This is a genomic window from Hydrogenophaga sp. NFH-34, from assembly GCF_021401345.1.
Taxonomy (GTDB): Bacteria; Pseudomonadota; Gammaproteobacteria; order Burkholderiales; family Burkholderiaceae_C; genus Hydrogenophaga; species Hydrogenophaga electricum.
This window is the reverse complement of sequence record NZ_JACBGE010000022.1, coordinates 72,103-94,735: the sequence shown is the minus strand read 5'-3', so window position 1 is coordinate 94,735 and position 22,633 is coordinate 72,103. Positions and strand designations below refer to the sequence as shown.

Sequence of the window (22,633 nt, the reverse complement as noted above, 5' to 3'; positions counted from 1 at the left end):
AGGTCGCCTTGGTCGCTTGCATGCGCAAGCTGCTGACCACGCTCAATGCCATGGTCCGAACTGGCAAACCTTGGGACAAATCGCTTCACAGCGCTTGACTTCCAAGACGGTTACTCAGTCGACGCGGAACTCGATCCCGGTCTGGGTGTTTTCCATGCGGCGCACCAGTCCGTAGACATCACCCAGCACCCACAGGTCGCGGATCTTGTCGCCTTCAAAGCGGAAGATGGGGGCACCGTACCACCACACCCTTTCCCCGGACGGCTCGCAACCGAAGAAGGTCTTGCGGTGCCGGCCGTGGAAACGCAGTTTGCCGCTCACCCGATCGCCTTCTTCGACCAGTTCCAGGATGTCGGAGGTGTAGTCCGCCAGGGTGTCGTTCAGCCACAGCACGTAGTCACCGAACTCCACGCCACCGCGCAGCACCGGGCCGAGCGAGCCGCGAAAGGTGAAGCCCTCGTGGAAGAGTTCGGGAATCAGGCGGATGTCGGCCCGGTCCCACAGGTCTTTGTAGAAGCGGCGCACCACGTTTTTGCGCGGGCTCAGCGCGCTGGGCGTCAGGTCCATTTCGGGTTCGGTGGCGTCTTCGAGGCGGGTCATGGCGTGTCCGGTGTCAGAGTGCTGGTGGCCAGAGAGGGCGTGGGTGGCGTCACATCGTGGGGGCGGAACTCGACCGCCGGCGTGTGGCTTTCGTTCACGGTGAGCCTGAAGATGTCTGGCCGGGCGTAGTGGCCGGTGGCATCGAAGTCGTACTTGCCGCGGGTGATCTCGGCCAGATCGATATCGGCGATCAGGATGTCGTTGCGGTCAAACACCGGACCCGCCAGGAATTCGCCGAACGGGTTGACGATGCAGCTGCCGCCGGTCATCAGCACGGTCGCCGGGTCGTTGCCCTGGACGGCCGCATAGTCTGCCGGACAATCGGCGCGAACCAGGTACTGACAGGCCGACAGCACGAAGCAGCGGCCTTCGACCGCGATGTGCTGCATCGAAGGCGCCCAGGAGGGGCGGTTGTCGGCGGTCGGTGCGCAGTACAGCTGGATGCCCTTGGCGTACATCGCCATGCGCATTGCCGGCATGTAGTTTTCCCAGCAGATGACGGCACCCAGCCGGCCGATGTCGGTATCGAACACCGGCAGGGTCGAACCATCGCCATACCCCCAGATCAGGCGCTCGCCCGCGGTCGGCATGAGCTTGCGGTGCTTGCCGAGCAGGTGGCCGGTGGGGTCGAAAAAGAGGGCGGTGCAATACAGGGTGGCGCCGTCTTTTTCGATCACGCCGATCACGATGTGCACGCCCAGGCGCTGGGCCGTGGCGGCCAGCACCTCGGTTTCCGGGCCCGGCACCGCGATCGCGCTGTCGGCATACCGCCGGTAGTCTTCGCGGCCCGCTGGGGTGCGGCCGCCGATGACGGAGCCGAAATCCAGGCCTTTGGGATAGCCGCCAATGAAGGCTTCGGGAAACACGATCAGCCGGGCTTGCCGCGCGGCGGCGTCTTCGGCCAGCGCGACGGCCTTGCGCAGCGTGCCGGGCGTGTCGAACATGAGGGAGCCGGCCTGTACGACAGCGGCGCGAAGGGTCTGGGGCATGGCAGGAACCTGTGTGAGTGAGGCAGCGGAAGAGGGGTTTGCCGGCACCGCTGCCGGCTGCGGCGGTCGCGGTCCGGGTCGACGAAGGCAGTGTATTCAGGGGCGGTGTTGCATCACAATACGCATCAATGCATTCGAAGCGGGCAAATTTGCGCGAATGAAATCCCCCCAGGTTCCCACTTCGGCGTCGCTGTCACCGGACTGGAGCGATCTCCGGGTCTTCCTGCTGGTGGCCGAGCAGGGCAGTGCGAAGGCCGCCGCGCAGCTCGACATGGACGTCACCACCGTGCGCCGGCGTGTGGCCGCGCTGGAAAAAAACCTGGGCAGCGCGTTGCTGGTGCGCAGTGGTCGGACTTTTCGTCTGACCGCTGAGGGTGAACGGGTGCGCGCGGTCGCTGCGCGCATGGCGGTTCTGGGGAGCGAGCTGAGCCGCAGCGCGACCGATGGGGCGCGGGAGCTTGAGGGCGTGGTCCGGATCTCGACCATGGAGGGTTTTGGCAGCACCTACCTGGCGCCGCGCCTGGCACCCTTTCTGTCCCTGCATCCGCGCTTGTCCGTGCAGCTCGTGACGGCGCCCCACATAGTGAACCTGGCGGAGCGGGAGGCCGACCTGTCGATCAACATGGTCCGTCCTCGCGCGGGCCGCCTGGTGGTGCGCCGCCTCGCCCAGTTCGGCGTGGGTCTGTATGGGGCGGGCGCCTATCTCGATGCCCATGGTGTTCCTGCGGATGTGCCGGCGCTCGCAGGGCACCGGTTCGTTACCTACGTGGACGAACTGGTGGCCGTATCACCGGTGCGCTGGCTGCCGGGTACGGTCACCCCGGGGCAATGCCGGTTGACCAGCACCAGCCTGATGGCCCAACTGGCGGCCGTGGAAAGTGGCGCCGGGCTGGCGATGTTGCCGCATTTCCTGACCCATCAGCGCCACCTGGTGCGGGTCATGCCCGAGTCGGTGAACCCGACACGCGACTGGTGGCTGGTTGTTCACCAGGATCTGCAGAATGTGCCGAGGATCCGTGCTGCCATCGATTTCATCGTGGGCATCATGGCCCGCGACCAGGCGCTGCTGCTCGGGCAGGCCGATGCGGGTCCAGCGGTTCCGGCGACCGGTGCCTGATACCGGGGCCCGCAGACACGGCCGAAAACCCCTTGAGGGCCTGGTGCCGGGGGTGTCACGGAGAATCTGTCCTGTGCCCATCTGCTGACCACGCCCTTCATGAAGTCCCCATCCGTGCCGTTGTTCGTCAGCCCGGTCTGGCCATCCACGCGCGGCAATGGGCTGGCCATGCGCGCGGCCGCCACGCTGCGTCTGCTCGCCCAGCGGGCGGGGCCGGTCCATCTGCTGGTGGTGCCGATGTACGGGGCACCCGTCGATGCGCCCGAGCCGGCCGTGGCTGCCTGGTGCCGGTCGTGGCAGGCGGTGCCCGATCCCGGGCCGGCCGCCGACACCGATGCCTTGACGCAGTGGCGCAGCGAGGGGGATCGCCCCGCCTGGCCGCAGGGCTGGCGCTCATGCCATCCCGCCTGGCAGCAACGGGTGGCGGCGGCCGGCGCTGCCCTGACGCCCTCTCTGATTCTTGTGTTCCGTTTTTATCTGTGGCCGCATCTGGAGGCTTTGTGGCCGGTGTGTCCGCAGGCGACCCGGTGGCTCGATCTGGACGAAATGGAATCCACCACCCTGGGGCGGCTGGCCGATCTGCACACCTTGCGGGGGCAGGCCACCGAAGCGGCGCGGTTGCGCGACGAGGCGCAAGCCTATGCAACGATGGAGGCTGCCTGCCTGCCCCAGTTTGACCGGGTGTGGGCATCGTCGGCCCTGGAGGCCGCGCACGTGCGCCGGCATCTGCCGGCGTCGGCCGTGGCCGTGCTGCCCAATACCGTGGAGGGGCGCCAACCCTGTGCGTCCAGAGCCTCAACCGCCGATGCCCGACTGCTCTTTGTGGGCACCCTGGGGTATCTGCCCAACCGCGATGCGGTCGAGCATTTTTGCGCGCACATCTGGCCACTGATCCGGGCAGCGACCACCCGCCCAGTGACGTTTCACGTCGTTGGCAAGGGGCCGGCCTTCGGCGATCTGGGGCCGGACGTGGTCGTGCACGGCTTTGTCGACGACCTCACGCCGCTGTACGCGGCCTGCGACGTGGTGGTGGTGCCGCTGCGCGCGGGGGGCGGCACGCGCATCAAGATTCTGGAAGCCTTCAGCCACCAGCGACCGGTGGTGTCCACCCCGATGGGGGCCGAAGGCCTGCTGGCGCGGTCGGGCGAACACTGGCTGCTGGCCGATACGGACGCCGCTTTTGCCCAGGCCTGCCTGCACCTGCTGGCCCAACCGCAAGCGGGGCTGCGGCTGGCCGAAGGCGGTTACCGGTTCTTCCGAGAGCACCACGCAGCGGACGCGGTGACCCTGGCGGATTGAGGCCCGGGCGCGGGTTCAGGCGAAAGCCACCCGGGAGCGGTGGTGGCGTCCGCTGGCTTCGGCCAGTGCGGTTTCGACCCGCTGGATGAAGTACTGGTAATCGGGATGGCGATCGAACTCGGCCACCCCGGCCGAGACCAGCATCGGCACCGGCGTCCAACTGCCCTGCACGTTGCCCGCGTGCACCGCATGCCGCAGGCTCTCGGTCAAACCGGCCACCATTTCGGCCGTTCTGCTGCGCGGGCATTCGATGGCGATGAGCAGGAAGCGCTGATCGTCGTAGCGGAACAGGTGGTCGATGGTCCGTATGTGCGCCGACAGCGTGGTGGCCGCCGTCTGCAACAGGCGGCTGCGTGCCCCGCTCATGGCCGTTTTCTGCAGCGTGGGGAAGTCCACCTCGATCAGCGCCAGGCAGAGCGGGCGGCTGCTGGCCTGGTGCGTGCGCATTTCGCGCGACAGCACGGCCGGCAGGTAGCGGCAGTCGGGCAGACGGGTTTCCAGATCGAGCCCGTCGTCCTGCCCGAGATGGTGGTCGAACAGGTCGTTGAGCTTGTAGCGGATCAGGTCGATCTGGCTCTTGATCGTGCCCACCACCGCTTCCGCGGGCTCGCGCCGCGCCAGCGCGGCTTGCAGCCGGGGCAGAAAGACACCGTCCATGCGTTCGATGCTGTCGACCACATCGCGCAGGTCGTCGGCACCCTCGAACATGATGGAGCCTTTGTGGTGGACCCAGATACCGAACTCCGAATCGCGCAGCCGGGGCAGGGCCGGGGTCCCCGTGCTGGCCCAGGTAGACAGCAGCAGCGTCTCGGTCCATTCGGCCAGGGCGGCGCGCTGGCGTGAGCGCTCTTCCAACGAGCTGTGCTTTTGCGAGATCTGGCGGAAGGCTTCGTCGTTGCGAGCGACTTCCTGCGCATCCTGCAGGTAGGCATGGTTCATCAGCCCGTCAGCCAGGTGCAGCAAGTCGGAAACGTAGATCATCGCCGCAAGGCGTTCGTCCCCATTGAGGGGCGCAAAGTCGATGCGCCGGCGGATGCCGCGCTTGAGCACGCGGATGCCGGCCGGGATCAGATCGATGGGCAGGCGGATGCGCGCATGCACGATGCCGACCTCGATCTGGCGCTGGATCGCGGCGCCGATGGCGGTGTCGTCCAGGGTCGCGAACAGCTCCGTCATCCAGCGGCGAAGAGACGCTTTCAGGCGTTTCTGGACCCGCTCCTGATCCAGGAATCCCGCCGAGCGCGGGTTCTGCATCATGCGTTCGTAGAACTCTTCCGTGAGCACTTCGGCGCCTTCGCGCACCACCTGGGCGACCACTTCCCGGATCGGAAGCGCGGTCACTTTGAAAAGGTCGGCCCAGGCCCGGATGCTCTCGTCTTCCATGGCACCGGCTTCCAGTACGCCGCTCATGCGGGTGATTTTCATGTCCACTTTGCTTCACACAACCAACCAACGAAGCCCGGAGCCTATCGAATGTGGGCCCAAAAATCCATGCCGCGGGCTGGCAAGGGGCTGTCGATGACGCCGGTTTTCCAGACCGATTTCCGGCTACCCGAGGGCGCACACGGCGCCTGGGGTGTGCAGTGCAGATTTTGTTTTGAGAATGATTCTTTTCAGCGCCGTTGTGTTTTCCAGAGGGCGCACCCTTGAAGAAGTCAACTATTTGTTGGACAACGATTTTCTGGTCAGTCTGTGGGCATCGCCCAAGACCAGGTCGCATCCGGTAGGGCCAAACAAACACTGGAAAATTGATAATCATTTCTGTTTGAGCAGAAATGACCAACGGTGGACGTTGTGGCAGGGTTGCAACGGCCCTGCAGGCTGACGATGGAGCGGATCAGCGGGAAGCCGAGGTGTTTTCGGGCGGCATGGGGACGCGGCGCGCCCCGTTGAAGCGGGTCTGCCAGTAGGTTTGTCGCATGTCTTCCACCCGCACATGAGAGCCGGAACGCGGGGAGTGGATGAATTTGCCGTCACCCACGTAAATGCCCACGTGGCTGAAGGCGCGGCGCATGGTGTTGAAGAACACCAGATCGCCGGGTTTGAGTTCGTTGCGGTCGATCACTTCGGTGGCGGCAGCCTGTTCGTCGGCACGCCGGGGCAGCACCTTGCCCACCGACTGCTCGAACACGGCGCGCACGAAGCCGCTGCAGTCAAACCCGGTTTCGGCGGTGTTGCCACCGTAGCGGTAGGGCACGCCGAGAAAGCCCATGGCGTCCACCACCAACCGGGACGCCCGCTCGCCCATTGCATCGCGCGCCTGCTGGAACTGGTCACCCAGGCGGGTGATCAGGCCGCGGTCGCTGAGCAACTGGTCCATGTCCTGATAAGCGCCTTCCTGCGGCGCGGCGTGCGCACCGAGGGCGGCGGTCAGCAGAAGGAGGGCGGGCCAGCGTTTCATTGGGGCGCAAGGGTAAGGCCCGTGGCCTCATGCGTCAAGCGAGAAATGCTAGGCAACCCTTTGATTTGTTTGCGTTTGATCACAGCGTGCATGGGGGGCGGCTGCGCCATGGAACCCCTGTCAGCGTTTGCCGCCGAGCAGGCCGCCGAGCACGCCGCGCACGAGCTGGCGCCCGATGTTGCTGGCCACGGTGCGGGCCGCGGTCTTGGCCATAGTCTGCACGAGGCCGTCGTACTGGCCCCCGCGCGGGCCGGTGCGGCCAAAAAGTGCTTCGTTGATCATGGTACCGATTCCGCCGCTGTCGGCCTCGGCGGACTTGGGGGCGCCGCCCGGAATGCGGGGAGCTTTGGGCTCGGTGGACGCGTCCTTGCCGGGGGAGCCCGCCGGTTCGGCCGCCCCCGCGTGCTGGCGGAACATTTCGTAAGCGCTCTCGCGGTCGATCACCTGCTCGTACACGCCCGCCACCAGCGAATTGCGCATCAGCGCCTGGCGCTGTTCGGGCGTGATCGGGCCGATCTGGCTGCCCGGCGGCAGCACGAACACGCGTTCGGTCTCGCTCGGGCGGCCCTTGGCATCGAGAAAACTGACCAGGGCTTCGCCCACGGCGAGCTCGGTGATGGCGGCTTCGATGTCCAGTCCGGCCTTGGGGCGCATGGTCTCGGCGGTGGCCTTCACCGCCTTCTGGTCTCGCGGGGTGAACGCGCGCAGGGCGTGTTGCACCCGGTTGCCCAGCTGGCCCAGCACGCTGTCGGGGATGTCCAGCGGGTTCTGGGTCACGAAGTACACGCCCACGCCCTTGGAACGCACCAGGCGCACGACCAGCTCGATGCGCTCGACCAGCACCTTGGGCGCGTCGTTGAACAGCAGGTGCGCTTCGTCGAAGAAGAACACCAGCTTGGGTTTGTCGGGGTCGCCGATCTCGGGCAGGGTTTCGAACAGCTCCGAGAGCATCCACAGCAGGAAGGTGGCGTACAGGCGCGGTGCGTTGAGCAGCTTGTCGGCGGCCAGCACATTGATCACGCCCAGGCCCTGCTCGGTCTGCATGAAATCGCTGATGTTCAGCATCGGCTCGCCGAAGAACTTGTCGCCCCCCTGCTGTTCGATCTGGAGCAGGCCGCGCTGGATCGCGCCGATGCTGGCGGCGCTGATGTTGCCGTATTCGGTGGTGAACTGCTTGGCGTTGTCACCCACGTGCTGCAGCATGGCGCGCAGGTCTTTCATGTCCAGCAGCAGCAGGCCGTTGTCGTCGGCGATCTTGAACACCAGGTTCAGCACCCCGGTCTGGGTATCGTTCAGGCTCAGCATGCGCGCCAGCAGCAGCGGCCCCATGTCGGAGATGGTGGCGCGCACCGGGTGGCCCTGTTCGCCGTAAACGTCCCACAGCGTGGTCGGGCAGGCCACCGGTTCGGGCGCGGGAAGACCCCGGTCGGCCAGGATTCGGGCGACCTTGTCGGGCAGCTTGCCACTTTGGCTGATGCCCGTGAGGTCGCCCTTGACGTCGGCCATGAACACCGGCACGCCGATGCGCGAAAAGCCTTCGGCGAGCTTTTGCAGCGTCACCGTCTTGCCGGTGCCTGTGGCCCCGGTGATCAGCCCGTGGCGGTTGGCCAGACCCGGCAGCAGATGGCACTGGGCATTGGCATTCTGGGCAATCAGCAGCGGTTCGGCCATGTCGCTTTCCTTCGGTCCGGAGGTGGGGCGGCGGTGCGCCCGGGGGGGAAAAGTAAAATCCGCTTTTTATTAGACCAAATTCGGGCAGTACCCAAAGGACGCAACCATGGCTGGACACAGCAAATGGGCCAATATTCAACACCGCAAGGGCCGGCAGGACGAAAAGCGGGGCAAGATCTGGACGCGCGTGATCCGTGAGATCACGGTCGCGGCCCGCAGTGGCGGCGGCGATCCCGCCATGAACCCGCGCCTGCGGCTGGCCATCGACAAGGCCAAGGCGGCCAACATGCCGGCCGACCGCATCAAATACAACGTCGACAAGGCTTCGGGCAACCTCGAAGGCCAGGCGTTGGAAGAAATCCGCTACGAAGGCTACGGCATCGGTGGCGCGGCCATCATCGTCGACACCATGACCGACAACAAGGTGCGGACCGTGGCCGAAGTGCGTCACGCGTTCAGCAAGTTCGGTGGCAACCTCGGCACCGAAGGGTCGGTGGCCTTCCAGTTCAAGCACTGCGGGCAGATCATCTTCGCGCCGGGCACGAGCGAAGAGCAGGTGATGGAAGTGGCGCTGGAAGCCGGAGCCGAAGACGTGATCACCGACGACGACGGTGCCATCGAGGTGCTGACCGCCAGCGCCGACTTCGAAGCGGTGAAGGACGCGCTGGAAGCCGCCGGCCTCAAGCCGGAAGTGGCCGAGGTGACCATGCGGCCCGAAAACACCATCGAGCTGACCGGCGAAGACGCCGCGCGCATGCAGAAGCTGCTCGACGTGATCGAAGACCTGGACGATGTGCAAGAGGTCTTCCACAACGCCAGCATTTGACCCACCCCCGCCGCGTTGCGCGCGCCCCTCAGAGGGGGGCGCTGCTGGCAGCCCGGCAAAGCCGGTTCTGCGGCAGCCTGGACAGCAGGCCCGCATTCCGCGTGGCATCGTGGCCTGATTTTTGGAGAATGGTTTGAAAGTTCTGGTGATCGGCGGCGGTGGCCGCGAGCACGCGCTGGCGTGGAAGCTCAAGCAGTCCGAGGGCGTCGGCCAGGTGTTCGTGGCGCCCGGCAATGCCGGTACCGCGCGCGATGCCCAACTGACCAACGTGGCGATCACCGACAAGGTGGCGCTGCGCGAATGGGCCCAGGCCAACGGCATCGGCCTGACCGTGGTCGGCCCCGAGGCTCCGCTGGCGGCGGGTGTGGTGGACGAGTTCCGCGCCCACGGCATGGCCATCTTCGGCCCGACGCAGAAGGCCGCCCAGTTGGAAAGCTCCAAGGCCTTCAGCAAGGCGTTCATGCAGCGCCATGGCATCCCGACGGCCGAGTACCAGGCCTTCACCGACCCGGTTCAGGCCCACGCCTATGTGGATGCCAAGGGCGCGCCCATCGTGATCAAGGCCGATGGCCTGGCCGCCGGCAAGGGCGTGGTGGTCGCGATGAGCCTGGCCGAGGCCCACGAAGCGATCGACTTCATGCTGCTCGACAACACGCTGGGCGTGGCGCACAACGAAGGCGGCGCGCGCGTGGTGATCGAGGAATTCCTCGAAGGCGAGGAGGCCAGCTTCATCGTGCTGTGCGACGGTGTCAACGCGCTCGCGCTGGCCACCAGCCAGGACCACAAGCGCCTGCTCGATGCCGACCAGGGCCCCAACACCGGCGGCATGGGCGCCTATTCGCCCGCACCGGTGGTCACGCCAGCCGTTCACCAGCGCGCCATGGACGAAGTGATCCTGCCCACGCTGCGCGGCATGGCTGCCGATGGCATTCCCTACACCGGTTTTCTCTACGCCGGGCTGATGATCACGCCCGACGGGCGCGTCAAGACACTGGAATTCAACTGCCGCATGGGCGATCCCGAGACGCAGCCGATCATGATGCGCCTGCGCTCCAACCTGGCGCAGGTGCTGCTGTCGGCCACCCGGGCCGAACTGGACCGGGTGACGCTGGACTGGGACCCGCGCGTGGCGCTGGGGGTGGTGCTGGCCGCGGCCGGCTACCCCATGAGCCCGCGCAAGGGCGATGCCATCACCGGGCTGCCGGCCGACAGCGCCGACTGCATGGTCTTCCACGCCGGCACGGCGGGTGAGGGTGGGGCGGTGCAGGTGTACGGTGGCCGCGTGCTGTGCGTGACGGCCCTGGCCGACAGCGTGGCCGCTGCCCGCGAAAAGGCCTACGCCGCCATCGAGGGCATCCACTTCGATGGCTGCCAGTTCCGCCGAGACATCGGCTACCGGGCGCTGTGAGCGCCAGCCCAAGCCGATGAACCATCCGACCCAGCGCGTCCGCGACTACCTGACCGGGCTGCAGGACCGCATCACCTCCACCATCGGCCTGGTCGATGGCGGCAGCTTCATCACCGACGCCTGGCGCAAGCCGCCGGGCGAGCGCCTGCAGGGGCAGGGCATCACGCAGATCCTGGAAGACGGCGCTGTTTTCGAGCGCGCCGGCTGCGGCTTTTCGCAGGTCAGCGGCCCTGCACTGCCGCCATCGGCGACCCAGCACCGTCCGGAGCTGGCCGGCGCGCCGTTCGAGGCCATGGGGGTGTCGCTGGTGTTCCACCCGCGCAACCCCTACGTGCCCACCGTACACATGAACGTCCGTATGATCGCGGCGACGCCTCCCGGCGGACAGCCGGTGTGCTGGTTCGGTGGCGGCATGGACCTCACGCCCTATTACGGCTTCGAAGAGGATGTGGTGCATTTCCACACCACCTGCCGCCATGCGCTGGATCCGTTCGGTGTCGACAAGTACCCGCGCTTCAAGCGCTGGTGCGACGAGTATTTCTACCTCAAGCACCGCGACGAGCAGCGCGGTGTCGGCGGGGTGTTCTTCGACGATTTTTCGGAACTGGGCTTCGAGGGCAGCTTCGCCATGATGACCTCGGTAGGCGACGCCTTCCTCGACGCCTACCTGCCCATCGTCGATCGCCGCAAGAACACGCCCTACGGCGAGCGCGAGCGCAGCTTCCAGCTCTACCGCCGCGGCCGCTACGTCGAATTCAACCTGGTGTGGGACCGCGGCACGCATTTCGGCCTGCAGTCGGGCGGCCGCACCGAATCCATCCTGTTGTCCATGCCACCGCTGGTGAGCTGGTCCTACCACCGCCAGACGCGCCCGGGCTCGCCCGAAGATGCGCTGTACCGGCAATTCCTCGTGCGCAAGGACTGGATCTGATGAGCCCGACCGAATCTCAGCGTCCGGTGCCATCACCGCAGGGGCGCCCGTTGCGGGTGGGCATGTTCGGCGGGGCGTTCGATCCGCCGCACTGGGCCCACCGCGCTCTGGCCGAAGTGGCCCTGACCCAGCTCGGGCTGGACGTGCTGCATGTGCTGCCCACGGGCCACGCCTGGCACAAGGCGCGCGTGCTGTCCCCAGCCGAGCACCGCCTCAACATGTGCCTGCTGGCGTTCGGCGATTTGCCCAACACCCGGATCGACACCCGTGAAATTCGCCGCGAGGGCCCCAGCTATACGGCAGACACCCTGCGTGAACTGCACGCCGAATACCCGGCGGCCGAGCTGTTCCTGGTGCTGGGCGCCGATCAGCTGCTGGCGTTCAAATCCTGGGTTCGCTGGCAGGAAGTGCAGGATCTCGCCACGCTGGCGGTGGCCAACCGCGCCACCAACATCGGTGCCGACGCGCCGCTCGAACAGGATCGCGAGATGGACTTGTCGGCCGTCGAGCTGCCGTTCCGGCGCCTGGCCATGCCACTGAAAAACATCAGCGCCTCGGCAGTCAGGGCGCGCGTCGGCGGCCCCAGCCTGCCCGAGGCCCAGCTTGAAGTGCTGGTGCCCGAGCCGGTCGCCCGCTATATTTCCCAACACCACCTCTACCAGAACCCTTCATGACCAACGAATCCACCGCCAAAAAAGACATCCAGAAGCTCCAGCGCGCCATCGTCGATGGTCTGGAGGACGTCAAAGGGCAGGACATCGTGGTGTTCAACACAGCCGAGCTGTCGCCGTTGTTCGAGCGCGTGATCATTGCCAGCGGCACCTCCAACCGCCAGACCAAGGCGCTGGCCGCCAGCGTGCGCGACGCCGTGCGCGAGGCCGGTTTCGACAAGCCGCGCATCGAGGGCGAGGAAAACGGTGAATGGATCATCATCGACTGCGGTCAGGCTGTGGCGCACGTGATGCAGCCGGTGATCCGCCAGTATTACCGCCTGGAAGAAATCTGGGGGACCAAGCCGGTGCGGCTCAAGCACGGCACCGACAAGCCCACGCCGGCCAAGCTGGTGGAGGCAGCGGCCCTCAAGGCGGCAGCCAAGAAGGCCGGTAAAGCTGCGGAGCCGGCGGCCAAGGCGGTGGCACCCAAGTCCGCCCGGGCGGTCGCCAAGTCCACAGCGGCCAAGCCGGCGGCCAAATCCGCCAAACCTGCGGCGACCGCCAAGCCCGCCGCCAAGACCCCGGCCACCCGCAAGCCGGCGGCCAAGTCTGCGGCACCGGCCAAGAAGACTGGAGCGCCGCGCAAGCCCGCTGCGGCATTGCCCAAGCTGGTGGTCAACAAGCCTGCCAAGGCCAAGTCGGCCAGTGCGAAGCCGGCCGCCAAAGCGACGGCCAAACCCGCCGCCAAGAAGAAGGCATGAAGCTGGTGATCGTCGCGGTCGGGCAGCGGGTGCCCGACTGGGCCCAGACCGCCTACGACGATTACGCCAAACGTTTCCCGCCCGAGTTGCGGGTCGAACTGCGCACGGTCAAGACCGAGCCGCGTGGCACCAAGTCCGTCGAGGTGCTCATGGCCGCCGAGCGCGAGCGCATCCAGGCCGTGCTGCCCAAGGGGTGCCGCCTGGTGGTGCTGGACGAGCGCGGTACGGCGCTGACCACCAAGGCCCTGGCCCAGCAGTTGCGCCAGTGGCAACTGGGCGGCGACGATGTGGCCCTGGTGATCGGCGGCCCCGACGGGCTGGAGCCGGCCTTCCGCGAAGCGGCCCACCAGCGCATCCGTCTGTCGGACCTGACCCTGCCGCACGCCATGGTGCGCGTGCTGCTGATCGAGCAGCTCTACCGCGGCTGGTCGATCAACGCCAACCATCCCTATCACCGCGAATGAGGGCGGCTTCTTTCCCATGACCCTCTACCTGGCTTCCCAGAGTCCCCGTCGCCGCCAGTTGCTGGAGCAGTGGGGCGTGCCCTGCGAGTTGCTGCTGCCCGACGCCGATGAGGACGCCGAAGCGCTGGAAGCCGTGCGGCCCGGTGAGGCGCCGGCTGTCTATGTGCAGCGCGTGACGGCGCTGAAGCTGCAGGCCTCTCTGGCGCGTCTGCAGCGGCGGGGGCTGCCTGCGGCACCGGTGCTGTGCGCCGACACCACCGTGGCGCTGGGCCGTCGCATCCTGGGCAAACCGGCCGACGAGGCCGATGCCCGGCGCATGCTGGCCGCGCTGTCGGGGCAGCGCCACCGCGTCATGACCGCCGTGGCCGTCGGCCTGCCAGCGGTGCGCGGGCGCCCGGCCCGCGCCTGGCAGGCCTTGTCGACGTCCTGGGTGCGCTTTGCGCCGATGACGCCGGCACAGATCCGCGCCTACGTGGCCACCGGCGAGCCCATGGGCAAGGCCGGTGCCTACGCCATCCAGGGGTTGGCGGCGATGTGGATCGCCCACATCAGCGGCAGCCATTCGGGCATCATGGGCCTGCCCGCCCACGAAACGGCCGGGCTCTTGCGGCAGGCCGGCGTGCGCTTCGTCGGGACCTGATCGCCGCCGCAGTCCCCCAGAACAACCGAACCGAGACAAGGCCATGACGCAGGACATCCTCATCAACTGGTCTCCGCAGGAGACGCGCGTGGCCGTGGTGGAGCAGGGCGCGGTGCAGGAGGTGCACCTGGAGCGCACGCTGGAGCGTGGCCTGGTCGGCAACATCTACCTGGGCAAGGTCTCCAGGGTGCTGCCCGGCATGCAGTCCGCGTTCATCGACATCGGGCTCGACCGCGCAGCGTTCCTTCACGTGGCCGACCTCATGCCCAACATCGCGGCCAAACACGCCGGTCCCCGTGACAAGCCCGCCACAGAGGCGGCACCGGGCGCAGCGGCCCGCACCGGCCAGCGGGTGCTGCACCCCGACCCGGTGTTGCCTATCGAGCGCCAGGTGTTCGAGGGGCAGGCCCTGATGGTGCAGGTGCTCAAGGATCCGATCGGCACCAAGGGCGCGCGGCTGACGGCGCAAATCAGCATCGCCGGGCGCCTGCTGGTGTTTCTGCCGCAGGACAACCACATCGGCGTGTCCCAGAAAATCCCGACTGCCCAGCGCGATGCTTTGCGCCAGCGTCTGCAGGCGCTGACCGCGCTGCCCGATGGCAGCCCGGCGGGTGGCTTCATCTTGCGCACCAACGCCGAGGACGCGTCGGACGACGAACTGCGTGACGACATCGCCTACCTGCGCAAGACCTGGAAGCGCATCCGCGAGGCCGCCACCCAGCAGCCACCGGCCACGCTGTTGTACGAAGACCTGAGCCTCATGCAGCGCGTGCTGCGCGACCTGGTCGGTGCGCAGACGCAGGCGATCCGCATCGATTCGCGCGAACAGTTCGGCGTGCTGCAGCGTTTCGCCAGCGAGTTCATGCCCGACACGCTGCCGCGCCTGCGGCACTACAGCGGCGAGCGGCCGATCTTCGACCTGTTCGGCATCGACGAGGAGATCGTGCGCGCGCTCAGCCGCCGGGTCGATCTCAAGTCGGGCGGCTATCTGGTGATCGACCAGACCGAGGCGCTGACCACGGTGGACGTGAACACCGGGGGCTTCGTCGGGGCTCGCAACTTCGACGACACCGTGTTCCGCACCAACCTGGAAGCCGCGCAGGCGATCGCGCGCCAGCTGCGGCTGCGCAACCTGGGTGGCATCGTCATCGTCGACTTCATCGACATGGTGCGCGACGAGCATCGCGAGGCCGTGCTGGTCGAGTTCCGCAAGCAGCTCGCGCGCGACCGGGTCAAGACCATGGTGGGCGGCTTCTCGCAGTTGGGGCTGGTGGAGATGACGCGCAAGCGCACGCGCGAGTCGCTGGCCCAGATGCTCAGCGAACCGTGTGCCGCCTGCGGCGGGCGCGGCACGGTCAAGACCGCGCGCAGCCTGTGCTACGACATCCTGCGCGAAATCCTGCGCGAGGCCCGGGCATTCAATCCGCGCGAATTCCGCGTGCTGGCGTCGCCACAGGTGGTGGAGCTGTTTCTGGACGAAGAGAGCCAGCACCTGGCCGGTCTTTCGGATTTCATCGGTAAACCCATCTCGCTGCAAAGCGAGGCCGCGATGACGCAGGAACAGTACGACATCGTGCTGCTGTAAGCGCTATCGACGGCTCATTGGGCGCCCGACCGGGGCCTCCGGACAGGCGGCGTTACGCCGATTACGGCCCGTTACGAAAAGCGCCTTCGGTGCCAGCTCAGGTGATGCACATTGCCGACATCGGCGTGTCGCATTGGGCATTTTCCTGCTGCGATGCAGCAGATCGATGGGGGCGGGAACACAATGCTTTTTGCCCAGTTCCTTTTTTGAAACCCTTGCTTCATTACATCGAAATGCATCACATCAAGCTCACCCCCCTGGCGCTGCTGACCGGCAGCCTTCTGGCCACTACCGCCTTCGCCGCCCCGACCGTGGACAAGGAAGGCAACACCGGTTACGCCACGGCCGCCGAATGCGACGCCGCCGTGATCGCTGGCACCGCGCGCTTCTACCAACCCGTCACCCAGATGCCGACCAAGCTGCAAAAGGGCGAAAAACGTGTGAGCAAAGGCAAGCTGTCCGACCTCGGCCCGGCCTACCAACTGGGCGCTTGCGACCTGGGCGTCGGTCGCAAGAACGGCCGCAACGGCGTTTCCAAGGCCCTGCAGGGCAAGTACGTGCCGTTTTCGCCCGACAGCGCGGTGAACCTCTATGCCGACGCCACCGGCAAGACCGTGCGCGCCAGCATGGCCCAGTGCGACAACCGCTTCTCCGGCGCCTTCCCGCGCGCCGTGCCCGTGCCGCCGCCGGCTCCGGTGGCCGTGGCGCCCGCCCCCGCGCCGGCCCCGGCCCCGGTGGTGGCCGCCCCCGCTCCTGCGCCGGCCCCCGTGGTGGCGCCGGCTCCCACCCCGGCCCCTGTGGCCAAGAAGGGCATCACCCCCTACGTGTTCGGCACCCTGGGCGTGGTCAACGACAGCGTCAACTACGGCGCACCGGCGGGCCTGTCGAACGTGGGCGACAGCGATCGCCAGACCGGCGGCCAACTGGGCGTGGGCCTGCAGTTCAACGACCTGCTGGGTGCCGAACTGTTCTACCAGGGTGGCAAGAAGCACGAATACACCGCCTTCAACGGCACCGGCTATGACATCGGCGTCAAGGCGCTGGGCGCCCGCCTGACCCTGGGCACCAACGTGACCGAAAAGCTGCGCCTGTTCGGCAAACTGGGCGCCGCCCGTGTGACGCACGACCTGTTCACTGGCGGCGACGAGTCCAAGACCCGCGCCCTGCTGGGTGCTGGCCTGACCTACTCGCTCAGCGAGAACCTGGGCGTGCGCTTCGACTACGACCACATCCGCCGCCAGGGCAGCAGCACCAACCCGCGCTGGGGCAACATCGACTACTTCGGTCTGGGTCTGCAGTACAGCTTCTGATCCCCGCGCGTCCGTCGCACCAGGGCTCCTTCGGGAGCCCTTTTTTTGGTCACTGTCATGCCCGCGTGAGCGGGCACTCAGCCTCCGGTGCTCAGGGATGCCCGGTTCCGGCCGCCGTGAAGTCCTGCGCGTGCAGGCGCGCGTACAGGCCTTGCTGTTGCAGGAGTTCGGCGTGGGTGCCTTGTTCGATGACCCGGCCTTCCGCCAGCACCACGACACGGTCGGCGTGCTCGATGGTGCTCAGGCGGTGGGCGATCACGAGCGTGGTGCGGCCCTTCATCAGGCGTGTCAGGGCATCCTGCACCAGCCGTTCGGACTCGTTGTCGAGCGCCGAGGTGGCCTCGTCGAGGATAAGGATCGGCGCGTTCTTGTAGATCGCGCGGGCGATGGCCAGGCGCTGGCGCTGGCCGCCGGAAAGTTCGGTCGCGTTGTGGCCCACGTTGGTGTGGATGCCCTGCGGCAGTTGCTCGACCAGATCGAGCAGGTTGGCCGAGGCCAGGGCCTGCCGGATGCGGGCCTCGTCGCGCGTATCTTCACTGGCCCCCAGTGAGACGTTGGCGGCCAGCGTGTCGTTGAACATCACCACGTCCTGGCTGACCATGGCGAACTGGCGCCGCAGGCAGTCGAGCTGCCAGTCGGGCAACGGCACCCCGTCCAGGCGGATGTCGCCGCTTTCCGGGGCGATGAAGCGCGGCAGCAGATTGGCCAGGGTGGATTTGCCGGAGCCGGACGGGCCGACCAGCGCCACCACCTGGCCGGGCGCAACGTGCAGGTTCAGCCCTCGCAACGCCAAGCGCCCGTCATCGCCGTCGCCCTTGCCGGGGTAGCGCACCCAGACACCGTCCAGCGTGAGTTCGCCCCGCACGGCCTTGTCGGGGCAGTACGCGCCGCCGGCCTGTTCGGGGGTCTGTTCGATCAGTTCCAGCCCGCGTTCCAGGGCGGCCAGGCCGCGGGTGATGGGACCGGCGATTTCGGCCAGGTGCCGCACCGGCGCCACCAGCATCAGCATGGCGGTGACGAAGGCCACGAAGTTGCCGACGGTGACCCCGTTGGCATGGCTTTGCCAGAGCGCCACCGAAATCACCGCGGACAAAGCGACGGCCGCCAGCACCTGGGTGAGCGGCGTCATGGCCGCCTGCGCGACGGTGCTTTTGAGCGCCAGGCGCCGCAGGGCCTGGCTCAGGTGCCCGAAGCGCTGCTGCTGAGGTGCCTGCGCCTCGTGCAGGCGCACGACCCGGTGCGCCATCACGTTTTCTTCGACCACGTAGGCCAGTTCGTCGGTGGCTTCCTGGCTGGTGCGCGTGAGGCGGTACAGGCGCCGCGAGAACACACGCATGACGAAGATCAGCGCCGGGAACAGCAGCACCACGATCAGGGTGAGCCGCCAGTTCAGGTAGAGCAGGTAGCCCATGAGAGCGACCAGCGTCAGGCTGTCTTTGGAGAAGGTGAGCAGGGCGTTGACCAGCGTGGTCGTGCCCGACTGCACCTCGTAGACCAGCGTGTTGGACAGGCGGCTCGCGCTCTGGCGCGCGAACAGGCTCGCGTCGGCACGGCTCATGCGCGAGAACATCGCCTCGCGCAGGTTGAGCAGGCCCAGGCTGGCGGTGTAGGACAGCGCGTACTGGGCGATGAAACCGGCCAGGCCCCGCACGGCAAACAAACTGATGAGCGCGGCGGGAACCATCCACAGTGCGATGGCTCCATCGTTGAATCCACGGTCCAGCAGCGTCTTCAGCAGGGCGGGAATCATCGGCTCCGTGATGGCGCCGAGCACGGTGCCGGCCAAGGCCAGTGCAATGCCTGCCTTGGCCGAGCGGAAGTAAGGCCAGAATCGCCGGAGGCGCTGCAAAATCGTGGGGGAGGGCGCAGTCTTGTCGGTCATGTCGGCGGGTGTGCGGTCCGGGAAACCGGACCGGTTTCTGCAGCGGAGAGGCGGTGTTTGTGCATGCTGCAGCGCACATATTGTCACGGCGTGACGCCGGGCTTCCGGTATTATCCGACGGCATGCGTCAGCGCGATTTTTCCGGTCCCCAACGATCTTCTCGAACACCGCTGCCCATGCAGGATTCTTTCGCTCCCATTGCCCCTCTGTCCCCTTCGCGCCGCGCCCTGCTGGGCTGTGCCGTCACGCTGCCGGCGCTTGCGCTCTCCGCACCGCCTGCGCTGGCCCAGTTCCGGGTCGAAGTTTCTGGCGCAGGCGCTTCCCAGATTCCTTTTTCCGCCGTCACGTTCCGCGACAACGGGATCCTCTCCGATGACATCGCCGCCATCGTGCGGGCCGATCTGGAACGCAGCGGGCTGTTCCGTTTTGTGGCGCCGCTGCCCGTGGCGCACGACGAAATGTCGCGGCCCGATTTCAACGCCTGGCGGCAGAAGACGGCCGATGCCTTGCTGACAGGCAGCGTCAGCCGCCTCGCCGACGGCCGTTTCGACGTGCGCTTCCGCGCCTGGGACACGGTCAAGGGTCAGGAACTGGGTGCCATGCAGTTCACGGAGCCGCAGAACCGTATGCGCAACGTGGCCCACAAGATTGCCGACTACCTGTACGAGCGGCTGACGGGCGACAAGGGCGTGTTCTCCACGCGCATCGCCTACGTCACCAAGCAGGGCAGCCAGCACCGCCTGATGATCGCCGACGCCGATGGCGAAGGCTCCGCGGCCGCGTTCACCAGCAGCGAGCCCATCATCTCGCCGAGCTGGGCGCCGGGCGGCTCGCAGGTGGCCTACGTGTCGTTCGAGTCGCGCAAACCGGTCATCTATTCGCACGACATCTTCTCGCGCCAGCGGCGCATGCTCGCCAACTTCCGCGGCTCCAACAGCGCTCCTTCGTGGTCGCCTGACGGCCGCCAGTTGGTGGCCACGCTGTCGCTGTCGGGCAATTCGCAGATTTACGCCATGGCGTCCGGCGGCTCCTCGCCGCGCCGGCTCACCAATTCGGGCAGCATCGACACCGAGCCGGTGTTCAGTGCCGACGGTCGCAGCATCTACTTTGTCAGCGACCGGGCGGGCAGCCCGCAGATCTACCGCATGGATGCACAGGGCGGCGGCGCGCAGCGCATCACCACCTCGGGCACCTACAACATTTCGCCCTCGCCCAGCCCGGACGGCCGGTTGCTGGCCTTCATCTCGCGCATCGGCGGGGCGTTCCGCCTGCACGTGATGGATCTGTCGTCGGGATCGGTCTCGGCACTGACCGAGACCAGCGCCGACGAAAGCCCGAGCTTCGCACCCAACAGCCGCCTGATCGTCTACGCCACCCGCGAAGGTGGTCGCGATGCGCTCATGACCACCACCGTCGACGGCCGCGTCAAGACCCGCCTGGCCAGCAGCCAGGGCGACATCCGCGAACCCGACTGGGGCCCGTTCGCGGCCTGATCCGATTTATCCACCGTCTCCGTCTGCTCACTGATTCCTCTGAAAGGTCCACCATGTTCCCAACCCGGCGCCGCATTTCTCCCTGGTCCCAACGCATCGGCGGCTTGCTGCTGTGCCTCACGCTGGCCGCCTGCGGCTCCAGTGTCAAGCTCGATGACGTGCCGGTGGAAGACCGCAATGCCGGTGGTGCCCAGACCGGGCAGAACGGTGTCGACCCGCGCACCGTGCAGGGCGTGGACATGACGCAGGACGGCGCGGCCGGTATCGGCCAGCAGCCCGTCGGCCTGGCCCGCGTGGTGTACTTCGATTACGACAGCTTCGACGTGCGCGCCGATGGCCGCACCGTGATCGATAGCAACGTGCGCTACCTCAAGGCCAACCCCAGCCGCCGCGTCAGCCTCGAAGGCCATACCGACGAGCGCGGCGGGCGCGAATACAACCTGGCGCTGGGTCAGAAGCGTGCCGAGGCCGTGCGCCGTGCGCTCGCGGCCCAGGGTGTCCCCGATGCCCAGATGGAAGCCGTGAGCTTCGGCGAGGAAAAGCCGGCCGAGATGGGCAGCGACGAAAGCGCGTACGCCAAAAACCGCCGCGTTGAAATCCTCTATCGCTGAACCTGATGCCGTTGCGTTCCTTCTCTCTCCGCGAACTGCTGCTCGGTGGCGGCCTGGCAGCCACGCTGCTGGCGCCGCTGCCGGCCCAGGCCCTGTTTGACGACAACGAAGCGCGCAAGGCCATCATCGAACTGCGCCAGAAGTTCGATGCCAACAAGGCTGCGACCGACGCGGCCCTGTTGCGCCTCGGTGACGAGGTGCGCGATCGTCGGCCTCTCAACGAGCTGATGAACCAGATCGAGCAGTTGCGCGCCGAGCTGGCCCAGTTGAAGGCGCAGAACGACAGCTTGTCGCGCCAGGTGGCCGATCTCCAGCGTGGCCAGCAGGCGGCCCAGGCCACGGTGGACGAACGCCTGCGCCAGTTCGAGCCGGTACCGGTGACGGTCGACGGTCTGACCTTCGATGTGCAGCCCGCCGAAAAGCGTGAGTACGACGCTGTCATGGACGTGGTGCGCCGCTCCGACTTCGCCGGCGCCGCCGCCGGGTTCGAGACCTTCCTGCGCCGGTATCCGGACAGCGGCTACACGCCGTCCGTGCTGTACTGGCTGGGCAACGCCCAGTACGCGAACCGCGCCTACCGCGAATCCCTGGGCACGCACCGCCGGCTGGTGAACACCTACCGCGACCACCCGCGTGCCCCCGAGGCCCTGCTGGCCATCGCCAACAGCCAGGTCGAGCTCAAGGACGCACGCTCTGCCCGCAAGACCCTGGAAGACCTGATCAAGGGCTACCCGCAGTCCGAAGCCGCCGCCGTGGCGCGCGACCGCCTGTCCCGCCTGCGCTGATCCCGCCTGTGCCGCGCCCTGTCGTGCGCTGAGGACTCTGCCGCGCCGGACGCCAAAGTCCGGCGCGCGCTTCTACAATCGCGGCCCATGGAACCGGCCGACTTTCAACAACTCAAATCCCACGTGCTCTGGGCCGCTTTTGCGGCCTCTGCCGTTTTTGGCTTCATCACGCAGCGCACCCATTTCTGCACCATGGGCGCGATCAGCGACGTCGTGAACATGGGCTCCTGGGTCCGCATGCGCATGTGGGGCATGGCGGTCGGCGTGGCCATGATCGGCTTCCAACTGATGGCCTGGCTGGGCTGGATCGACCCGAACCAGACGATCTACGCCCCGGGGCGCATCATCTGGCTCTCGGCCCTGGTGGGCGGTGCGCTGTTCGGCTTCGGCATGGTGCTGGCTTCGGGCTGCGGCAGCAAAACCCTGGTGCGCATCGGCACCGGCAGCCTCAAGGCGCTGGTGGTGTTCTTCGTGATGGGGTTTGCGGCGTTTGCCACCATGCGCGGCATCCTGGCGGTGGTGCGCGTTCGCACCGTGGATCAGGTGGCCTTCGACCTGCCGGGAGGCAGTGCCGTGCCGGCTGCGCTGTCGGCATGGGCTGGCGGCGACGCCAGCACGCTGGGCCTGCTCATGGGACTGGTCGTCGGTGGCGGTCTGGTGCTGTGGGCGCTGGCGAACCCGGAATTTCGCGCCTCGTTCAACCACTGGCTGGCCGGCGCCGGCATCGGGCTGGTGATCGTGGCCATGTGGTGGATCAGCGGCCACCTGGGTTTTGTGCCCGAGCACCCGGAAACCCTGGACCCGGTCTACGTGGCCACCAATTCCGGTCGCATGGAAGCGCTGACCTTCACCGCCCCCATGGCCTATGCGCTGGACTGGCTCATCCACTTCAGCGACACCTCCAAGCTGCTCACCATCAGCGTGGTGTCGGTGGCCGGTGTGGTGGTGGGTGCCTTCGTCCAGGCCCTGTGGGAGCGCAGCTTCCGCTGGGAAGGTTTTCGGGACACCCAGGACACCGCCTTGCACATCGTGGGCGCGCTGTGCATGGGCGTGGGCGGTGTGACCGCCATGGGCTGCACGGTGGGGCAGGGCCTGTCGGGCTTGTCGACACTGAGTCTGACCAGCATGATCGCTGTGGCCGGTATCGTGCTTGGTGCCCTGGGCGGCTTCCGCCTGCAGATGTGGTTGCTGGAGCGCGGCTGAGCCG

The 22,633-nt window shown here is 67.1% G+C and carries 21 protein-coding genes; 15 read left to right on the top strand and 6 right to left on the bottom strand.

What is annotated here, in order from left to right:
* Positions 1-114: 114 nt before the first annotated feature.
* Together L0977_RS19510 and L0977_RS19505 are read right to left on the bottom strand one after the other, a co-directional pair.
* On the bottom strand, positions 115-600 hold the full coding sequence (locus L0977_RS19510; RefSeq protein WP_234266531.1) for an ester cyclase: 486 nt from the start codon (positions 598-600) through the stop codon (positions 115-117).
* Positions 597-1,589, bottom strand: coding sequence for a carbon-nitrogen hydrolase family protein (locus tag L0977_RS19505; RefSeq protein WP_234266530.1), 993 nt, complete (start codon positions 1,587-1,589; stop codon positions 597-599). Before L0977_RS19505 ends, L0977_RS19510 begins: the two co-directional genes overlap by 4 nt.
* A 13-nt stretch (positions 1,590-1,602) precedes the next feature.
* On the opposite strand from L0977_RS19505, the gene L0977_RS19500 reads away from it, so the two are divergent.
* On the top strand, positions 1,603-2,706 hold the full coding sequence (locus L0977_RS19500; protein ID WP_234266529.1) for a LysR family transcriptional regulator: 1,104 nt from the start codon (positions 1,603-1,605) through the stop codon (positions 2,704-2,706).
* Positions 2,707-2,805: 99 nt separating this feature from the next.
* On the top strand, positions 2,806-4,005 hold the full coding sequence (locus tag L0977_RS19495) for a glycosyltransferase family 4 protein (protein ID WP_234266528.1): 1,200 nt from the start codon (positions 2,806-2,808) through the stop codon (positions 4,003-4,005).
* Positions 4,006-4,020: 15 nt separating this feature from the next.
* Here L0977_RS19495 and L0977_RS19490 read toward each other — a convergent pair whose 3' ends face one another.
* The 3 genes from L0977_RS19490 to L0977_RS19480 all read right to left on the bottom strand — a co-directional run bounded on the left by L0977_RS19490 (position 4,021) and on the right by L0977_RS19480 (position 8,077).
* A complete protein-coding gene (locus L0977_RS19490) occupies positions 4,021-5,430 on the bottom strand; it encodes a GGDEF domain-containing protein (protein ID WP_234266527.1) in 1,410 nt (469 codons plus the stop codon).
* A 412-nt stretch (positions 5,431-5,842) separates the two neighbouring features.
* On the bottom strand, positions 5,843-6,406 hold the full coding sequence (locus L0977_RS19485; RefSeq protein WP_234266526.1) for a C40 family peptidase: 564 nt from the start codon (positions 6,404-6,406) through the stop codon (positions 5,843-5,845).
* A gap of 120 nt (positions 6,407-6,526) precedes the next feature.
* Positions 6,527-8,077, bottom strand: a complete 1,551-nt coding sequence (locus tag L0977_RS19480) for a helicase HerA-like C-terminal domain-containing protein (protein WP_234266525.1) — start codon at positions 8,075-8,077, stop codon at positions 6,527-6,529.
* 106 nt (positions 8,078-8,183) lie between these two features.
* Here L0977_RS19480 and L0977_RS19475 point away from each other — a divergent pair, with 106 nt between their 5' ends.
* The 9 genes from L0977_RS19475 to L0977_RS19435 all read left to right on the top strand — a co-directional run bounded on the left by L0977_RS19475 (position 8,184) and on the right by L0977_RS19435 (position 16,655).
* A complete protein-coding gene (locus L0977_RS19475) occupies positions 8,184-8,903 on the top strand; it encodes a YebC/PmpR family DNA-binding transcriptional regulator (RefSeq protein ID WP_234266524.1) in 720 nt (239 codons plus the stop codon).
* A gap of 133 nt (positions 8,904-9,036) precedes the next feature.
* The gene (gene purD / locus L0977_RS19470; protein WP_234266523.1) at positions 9,037-10,311 is read left to right on the top strand and encodes a phosphoribosylamine--glycine ligase; all 1,275 of its coding nucleotides are present in this window, start codon (positions 9,037-9,039) and stop codon (positions 10,309-10,311) included.
* A gap of 16 nt (positions 10,312-10,327) precedes the next feature.
* Entirely contained in the window at positions 10,328-11,242 is a 915-nt protein-coding gene (hemF, locus tag L0977_RS19465) for an oxygen-dependent coproporphyrinogen oxidase (RefSeq protein WP_234266522.1), read from the top strand.
* Positions 11,242-11,916, top strand: a complete 675-nt coding sequence (gene nadD, locus L0977_RS19460; protein WP_234266521.1) for a nicotinate (nicotinamide) nucleotide adenylyltransferase — start codon at positions 11,242-11,244, stop codon at positions 11,914-11,916. Before hemF ends, nadD begins: the two co-directional genes overlap by 1 nt.
* The gene (rsfS, locus tag L0977_RS19455) at positions 11,913-12,656 is read left to right on the top strand and encodes a ribosome silencing factor (RefSeq protein WP_234266520.1); all 744 of its coding nucleotides are present in this window, start codon (positions 11,913-11,915) and stop codon (positions 12,654-12,656) included. Before nadD ends, rsfS begins: the two co-directional genes overlap by 4 nt.
* Positions 12,653-13,120, top strand: a complete 468-nt coding sequence (gene rlmH, locus L0977_RS19450) for a 23S rRNA (pseudouridine(1915)-N(3))-methyltransferase RlmH (protein WP_234266519.1) — start codon at positions 12,653-12,655, stop codon at positions 13,118-13,120. Before rsfS ends, rlmH begins: the two co-directional genes overlap by 4 nt.
* 16 nt (positions 13,121-13,136) lie before the next feature.
* Positions 13,137-13,760, top strand: coding sequence for a Maf family protein (locus L0977_RS19445; RefSeq protein WP_234266518.1), 624 nt, complete (start codon positions 13,137-13,139; stop codon positions 13,758-13,760).
* 43 nt (positions 13,761-13,803) lie between these two features.
* Positions 13,804-15,345, top strand: a complete 1,542-nt coding sequence (gene rng, locus L0977_RS19440) for a ribonuclease G (protein WP_234266517.1) — start codon at positions 13,804-13,806, stop codon at positions 15,343-15,345.
* Positions 15,346-15,578: 233 nt separating this feature from the next.
* Positions 15,579-16,655: an outer membrane beta-barrel protein gene (locus tag L0977_RS19435; protein WP_234266516.1), complete on the top strand. Its 1,077-nt coding sequence runs from the start codon at positions 15,579-15,581 to the stop codon at positions 16,653-16,655.
* Positions 16,656-16,746: 91 nt separating this feature from the next.
* Here L0977_RS19435 and msbA read toward each other — a convergent pair whose 3' ends face one another.
* Complete coding sequence (gene msbA / locus L0977_RS19430) at positions 16,747-18,537, bottom strand: lipid A export permease/ATP-binding protein MsbA (protein WP_234266515.1); 1,791 nt, start codon at positions 18,535-18,537, stop codon at positions 16,747-16,749.
* Between the two features lie 176 nt (positions 18,538-18,713).
* Between msbA and tolB the strand changes: the two genes are divergently transcribed.
* The 4 genes from tolB to L0977_RS19410 all read left to right on the top strand — a co-directional run bounded on the left by tolB (position 18,714) and on the right by L0977_RS19410 (position 22,629).
* Positions 18,714-20,030 carry a Tol-Pal system beta propeller repeat protein TolB gene (tolB, locus tag L0977_RS19425; RefSeq protein ID WP_234266514.1) on the top strand — a complete coding sequence of 439 codons (1,317 nt, stop codon included), beginning with the start codon at positions 18,714-18,716 and terminating at the stop codon, positions 20,028-20,030.
* 53 nt (positions 20,031-20,083) lie between these two features.
* Positions 20,084-20,641: a peptidoglycan-associated lipoprotein Pal gene (pal, locus tag L0977_RS19420; RefSeq protein ID WP_234266513.1), complete on the top strand. Its 558-nt coding sequence runs from the start codon at positions 20,084-20,086 to the stop codon at positions 20,639-20,641.
* Positions 20,642-20,646: 5 nt separating this feature from the next.
* Positions 20,647-21,426, top strand: a complete 780-nt coding sequence (gene ybgF / locus L0977_RS19415; RefSeq protein WP_234266512.1) for a tol-pal system protein YbgF — start codon at positions 20,647-20,649, stop codon at positions 21,424-21,426.
* A gap of 87 nt (positions 21,427-21,513) precedes the next feature.
* A complete protein-coding gene (locus L0977_RS19410; RefSeq protein WP_234266511.1) occupies positions 21,514-22,629 on the top strand; it encodes a YeeE/YedE family protein in 1,116 nt (371 codons plus the stop codon).
* The last annotated feature ends 4 nt before the right edge of the window (positions 22,630-22,633 follow it).

Excerpts from the sequence above, each read along its gene's own strand:
- L0977_RS19485 (WP_234266526.1), bottom strand. The coding sequence starts at position 6,406 with ATGAAACGCTGGCCCGCCCTCCTTCTGCTGACCGCCGCCCTCGGTGCG.
- L0977_RS19490 (WP_234266527.1), bottom strand. The coding sequence starts at position 5,430 with ATGAAAATCACCCGCATGAGCGGCGTACTGGAAGCCGGTGCCATGGAA.
- L0977_RS19495 (WP_234266528.1), top strand. The coding sequence starts at position 2,806 with ATGAAGTCCCCATCCGTGCCGTTGTTCGTCAGCCCGGTCTGGCCATCC.
- ybgF (WP_234266512.1), top strand. The coding sequence starts at position 20,647 with ATGCCGTTGCGTTCCTTCTCTCTCCGCGAACTGCTGCTCGGTGGCGGC.
- L0977_RS19435 (WP_234266516.1), top strand. The coding sequence starts at position 15,579 with ATGCATCACATCAAGCTCACCCCCCTGGCGCTGCTGACCGGCAGCCTT.
- L0977_RS19480 (WP_234266525.1), bottom strand. The coding sequence starts at position 8,077 with ATGGCCGAACCGCTGCTGATTGCCCAGAATGCCAATGCCCAGTGCCAT.
- L0977_RS19410 (WP_234266511.1), top strand. The coding sequence starts at position 21,514 with ATGGAACCGGCCGACTTTCAACAACTCAAATCCCACGTGCTCTGGGCC.
- pal (WP_234266513.1), top strand. The coding sequence starts at position 20,084 with ATGTTCCCAACCCGGCGCCGCATTTCTCCCTGGTCCCAACGCATCGGC.
- nadD (WP_234266521.1), top strand. The coding sequence starts at position 11,242 with ATGAGCCCGACCGAATCTCAGCGTCCGGTGCCATCACCGCAGGGGCGC.
- L0977_RS19445 (WP_234266518.1), top strand. The coding sequence starts at position 13,137 with ATGACCCTCTACCTGGCTTCCCAGAGTCCCCGTCGCCGCCAGTTGCTG.
- hemF (WP_234266522.1), top strand. The coding sequence starts at position 10,328 with ATGAACCATCCGACCCAGCGCGTCCGCGACTACCTGACCGGGCTGCAG.
- L0977_RS19510 (WP_234266531.1), bottom strand. The coding sequence starts at position 600 with ATGACCCGCCTCGAAGACGCCACCGAACCCGAAATGGACCTGACGCCC.
- rsfS (WP_234266520.1), top strand. The coding sequence starts at position 11,913 with ATGACCAACGAATCCACCGCCAAAAAAGACATCCAGAAGCTCCAGCGC.
- L0977_RS19505 (WP_234266530.1), bottom strand. The coding sequence starts at position 1,589 with ATGCCCCAGACCCTTCGCGCCGCTGTCGTACAGGCCGGCTCCCTCATG.
- rng (WP_234266517.1), top strand. The coding sequence starts at position 13,804 with ATGACGCAGGACATCCTCATCAACTGGTCTCCGCAGGAGACGCGCGTG.
- msbA (WP_234266515.1), bottom strand. The coding sequence starts at position 18,537 with ATGACCGACAAGACTGCGCCCTCCCCCACGATTTTGCAGCGCCTCCGG.
- rlmH (WP_234266519.1), top strand. The coding sequence starts at position 12,653 with ATGAAGCTGGTGATCGTCGCGGTCGGGCAGCGGGTGCCCGACTGGGCC.
- L0977_RS19475 (WP_234266524.1), top strand. The coding sequence starts at position 8,184 with ATGGCTGGACACAGCAAATGGGCCAATATTCAACACCGCAAGGGCCGG.
- tolB (WP_234266514.1), top strand. The coding sequence starts at position 18,714 with ATGCAGGATTCTTTCGCTCCCATTGCCCCTCTGTCCCCTTCGCGCCGC.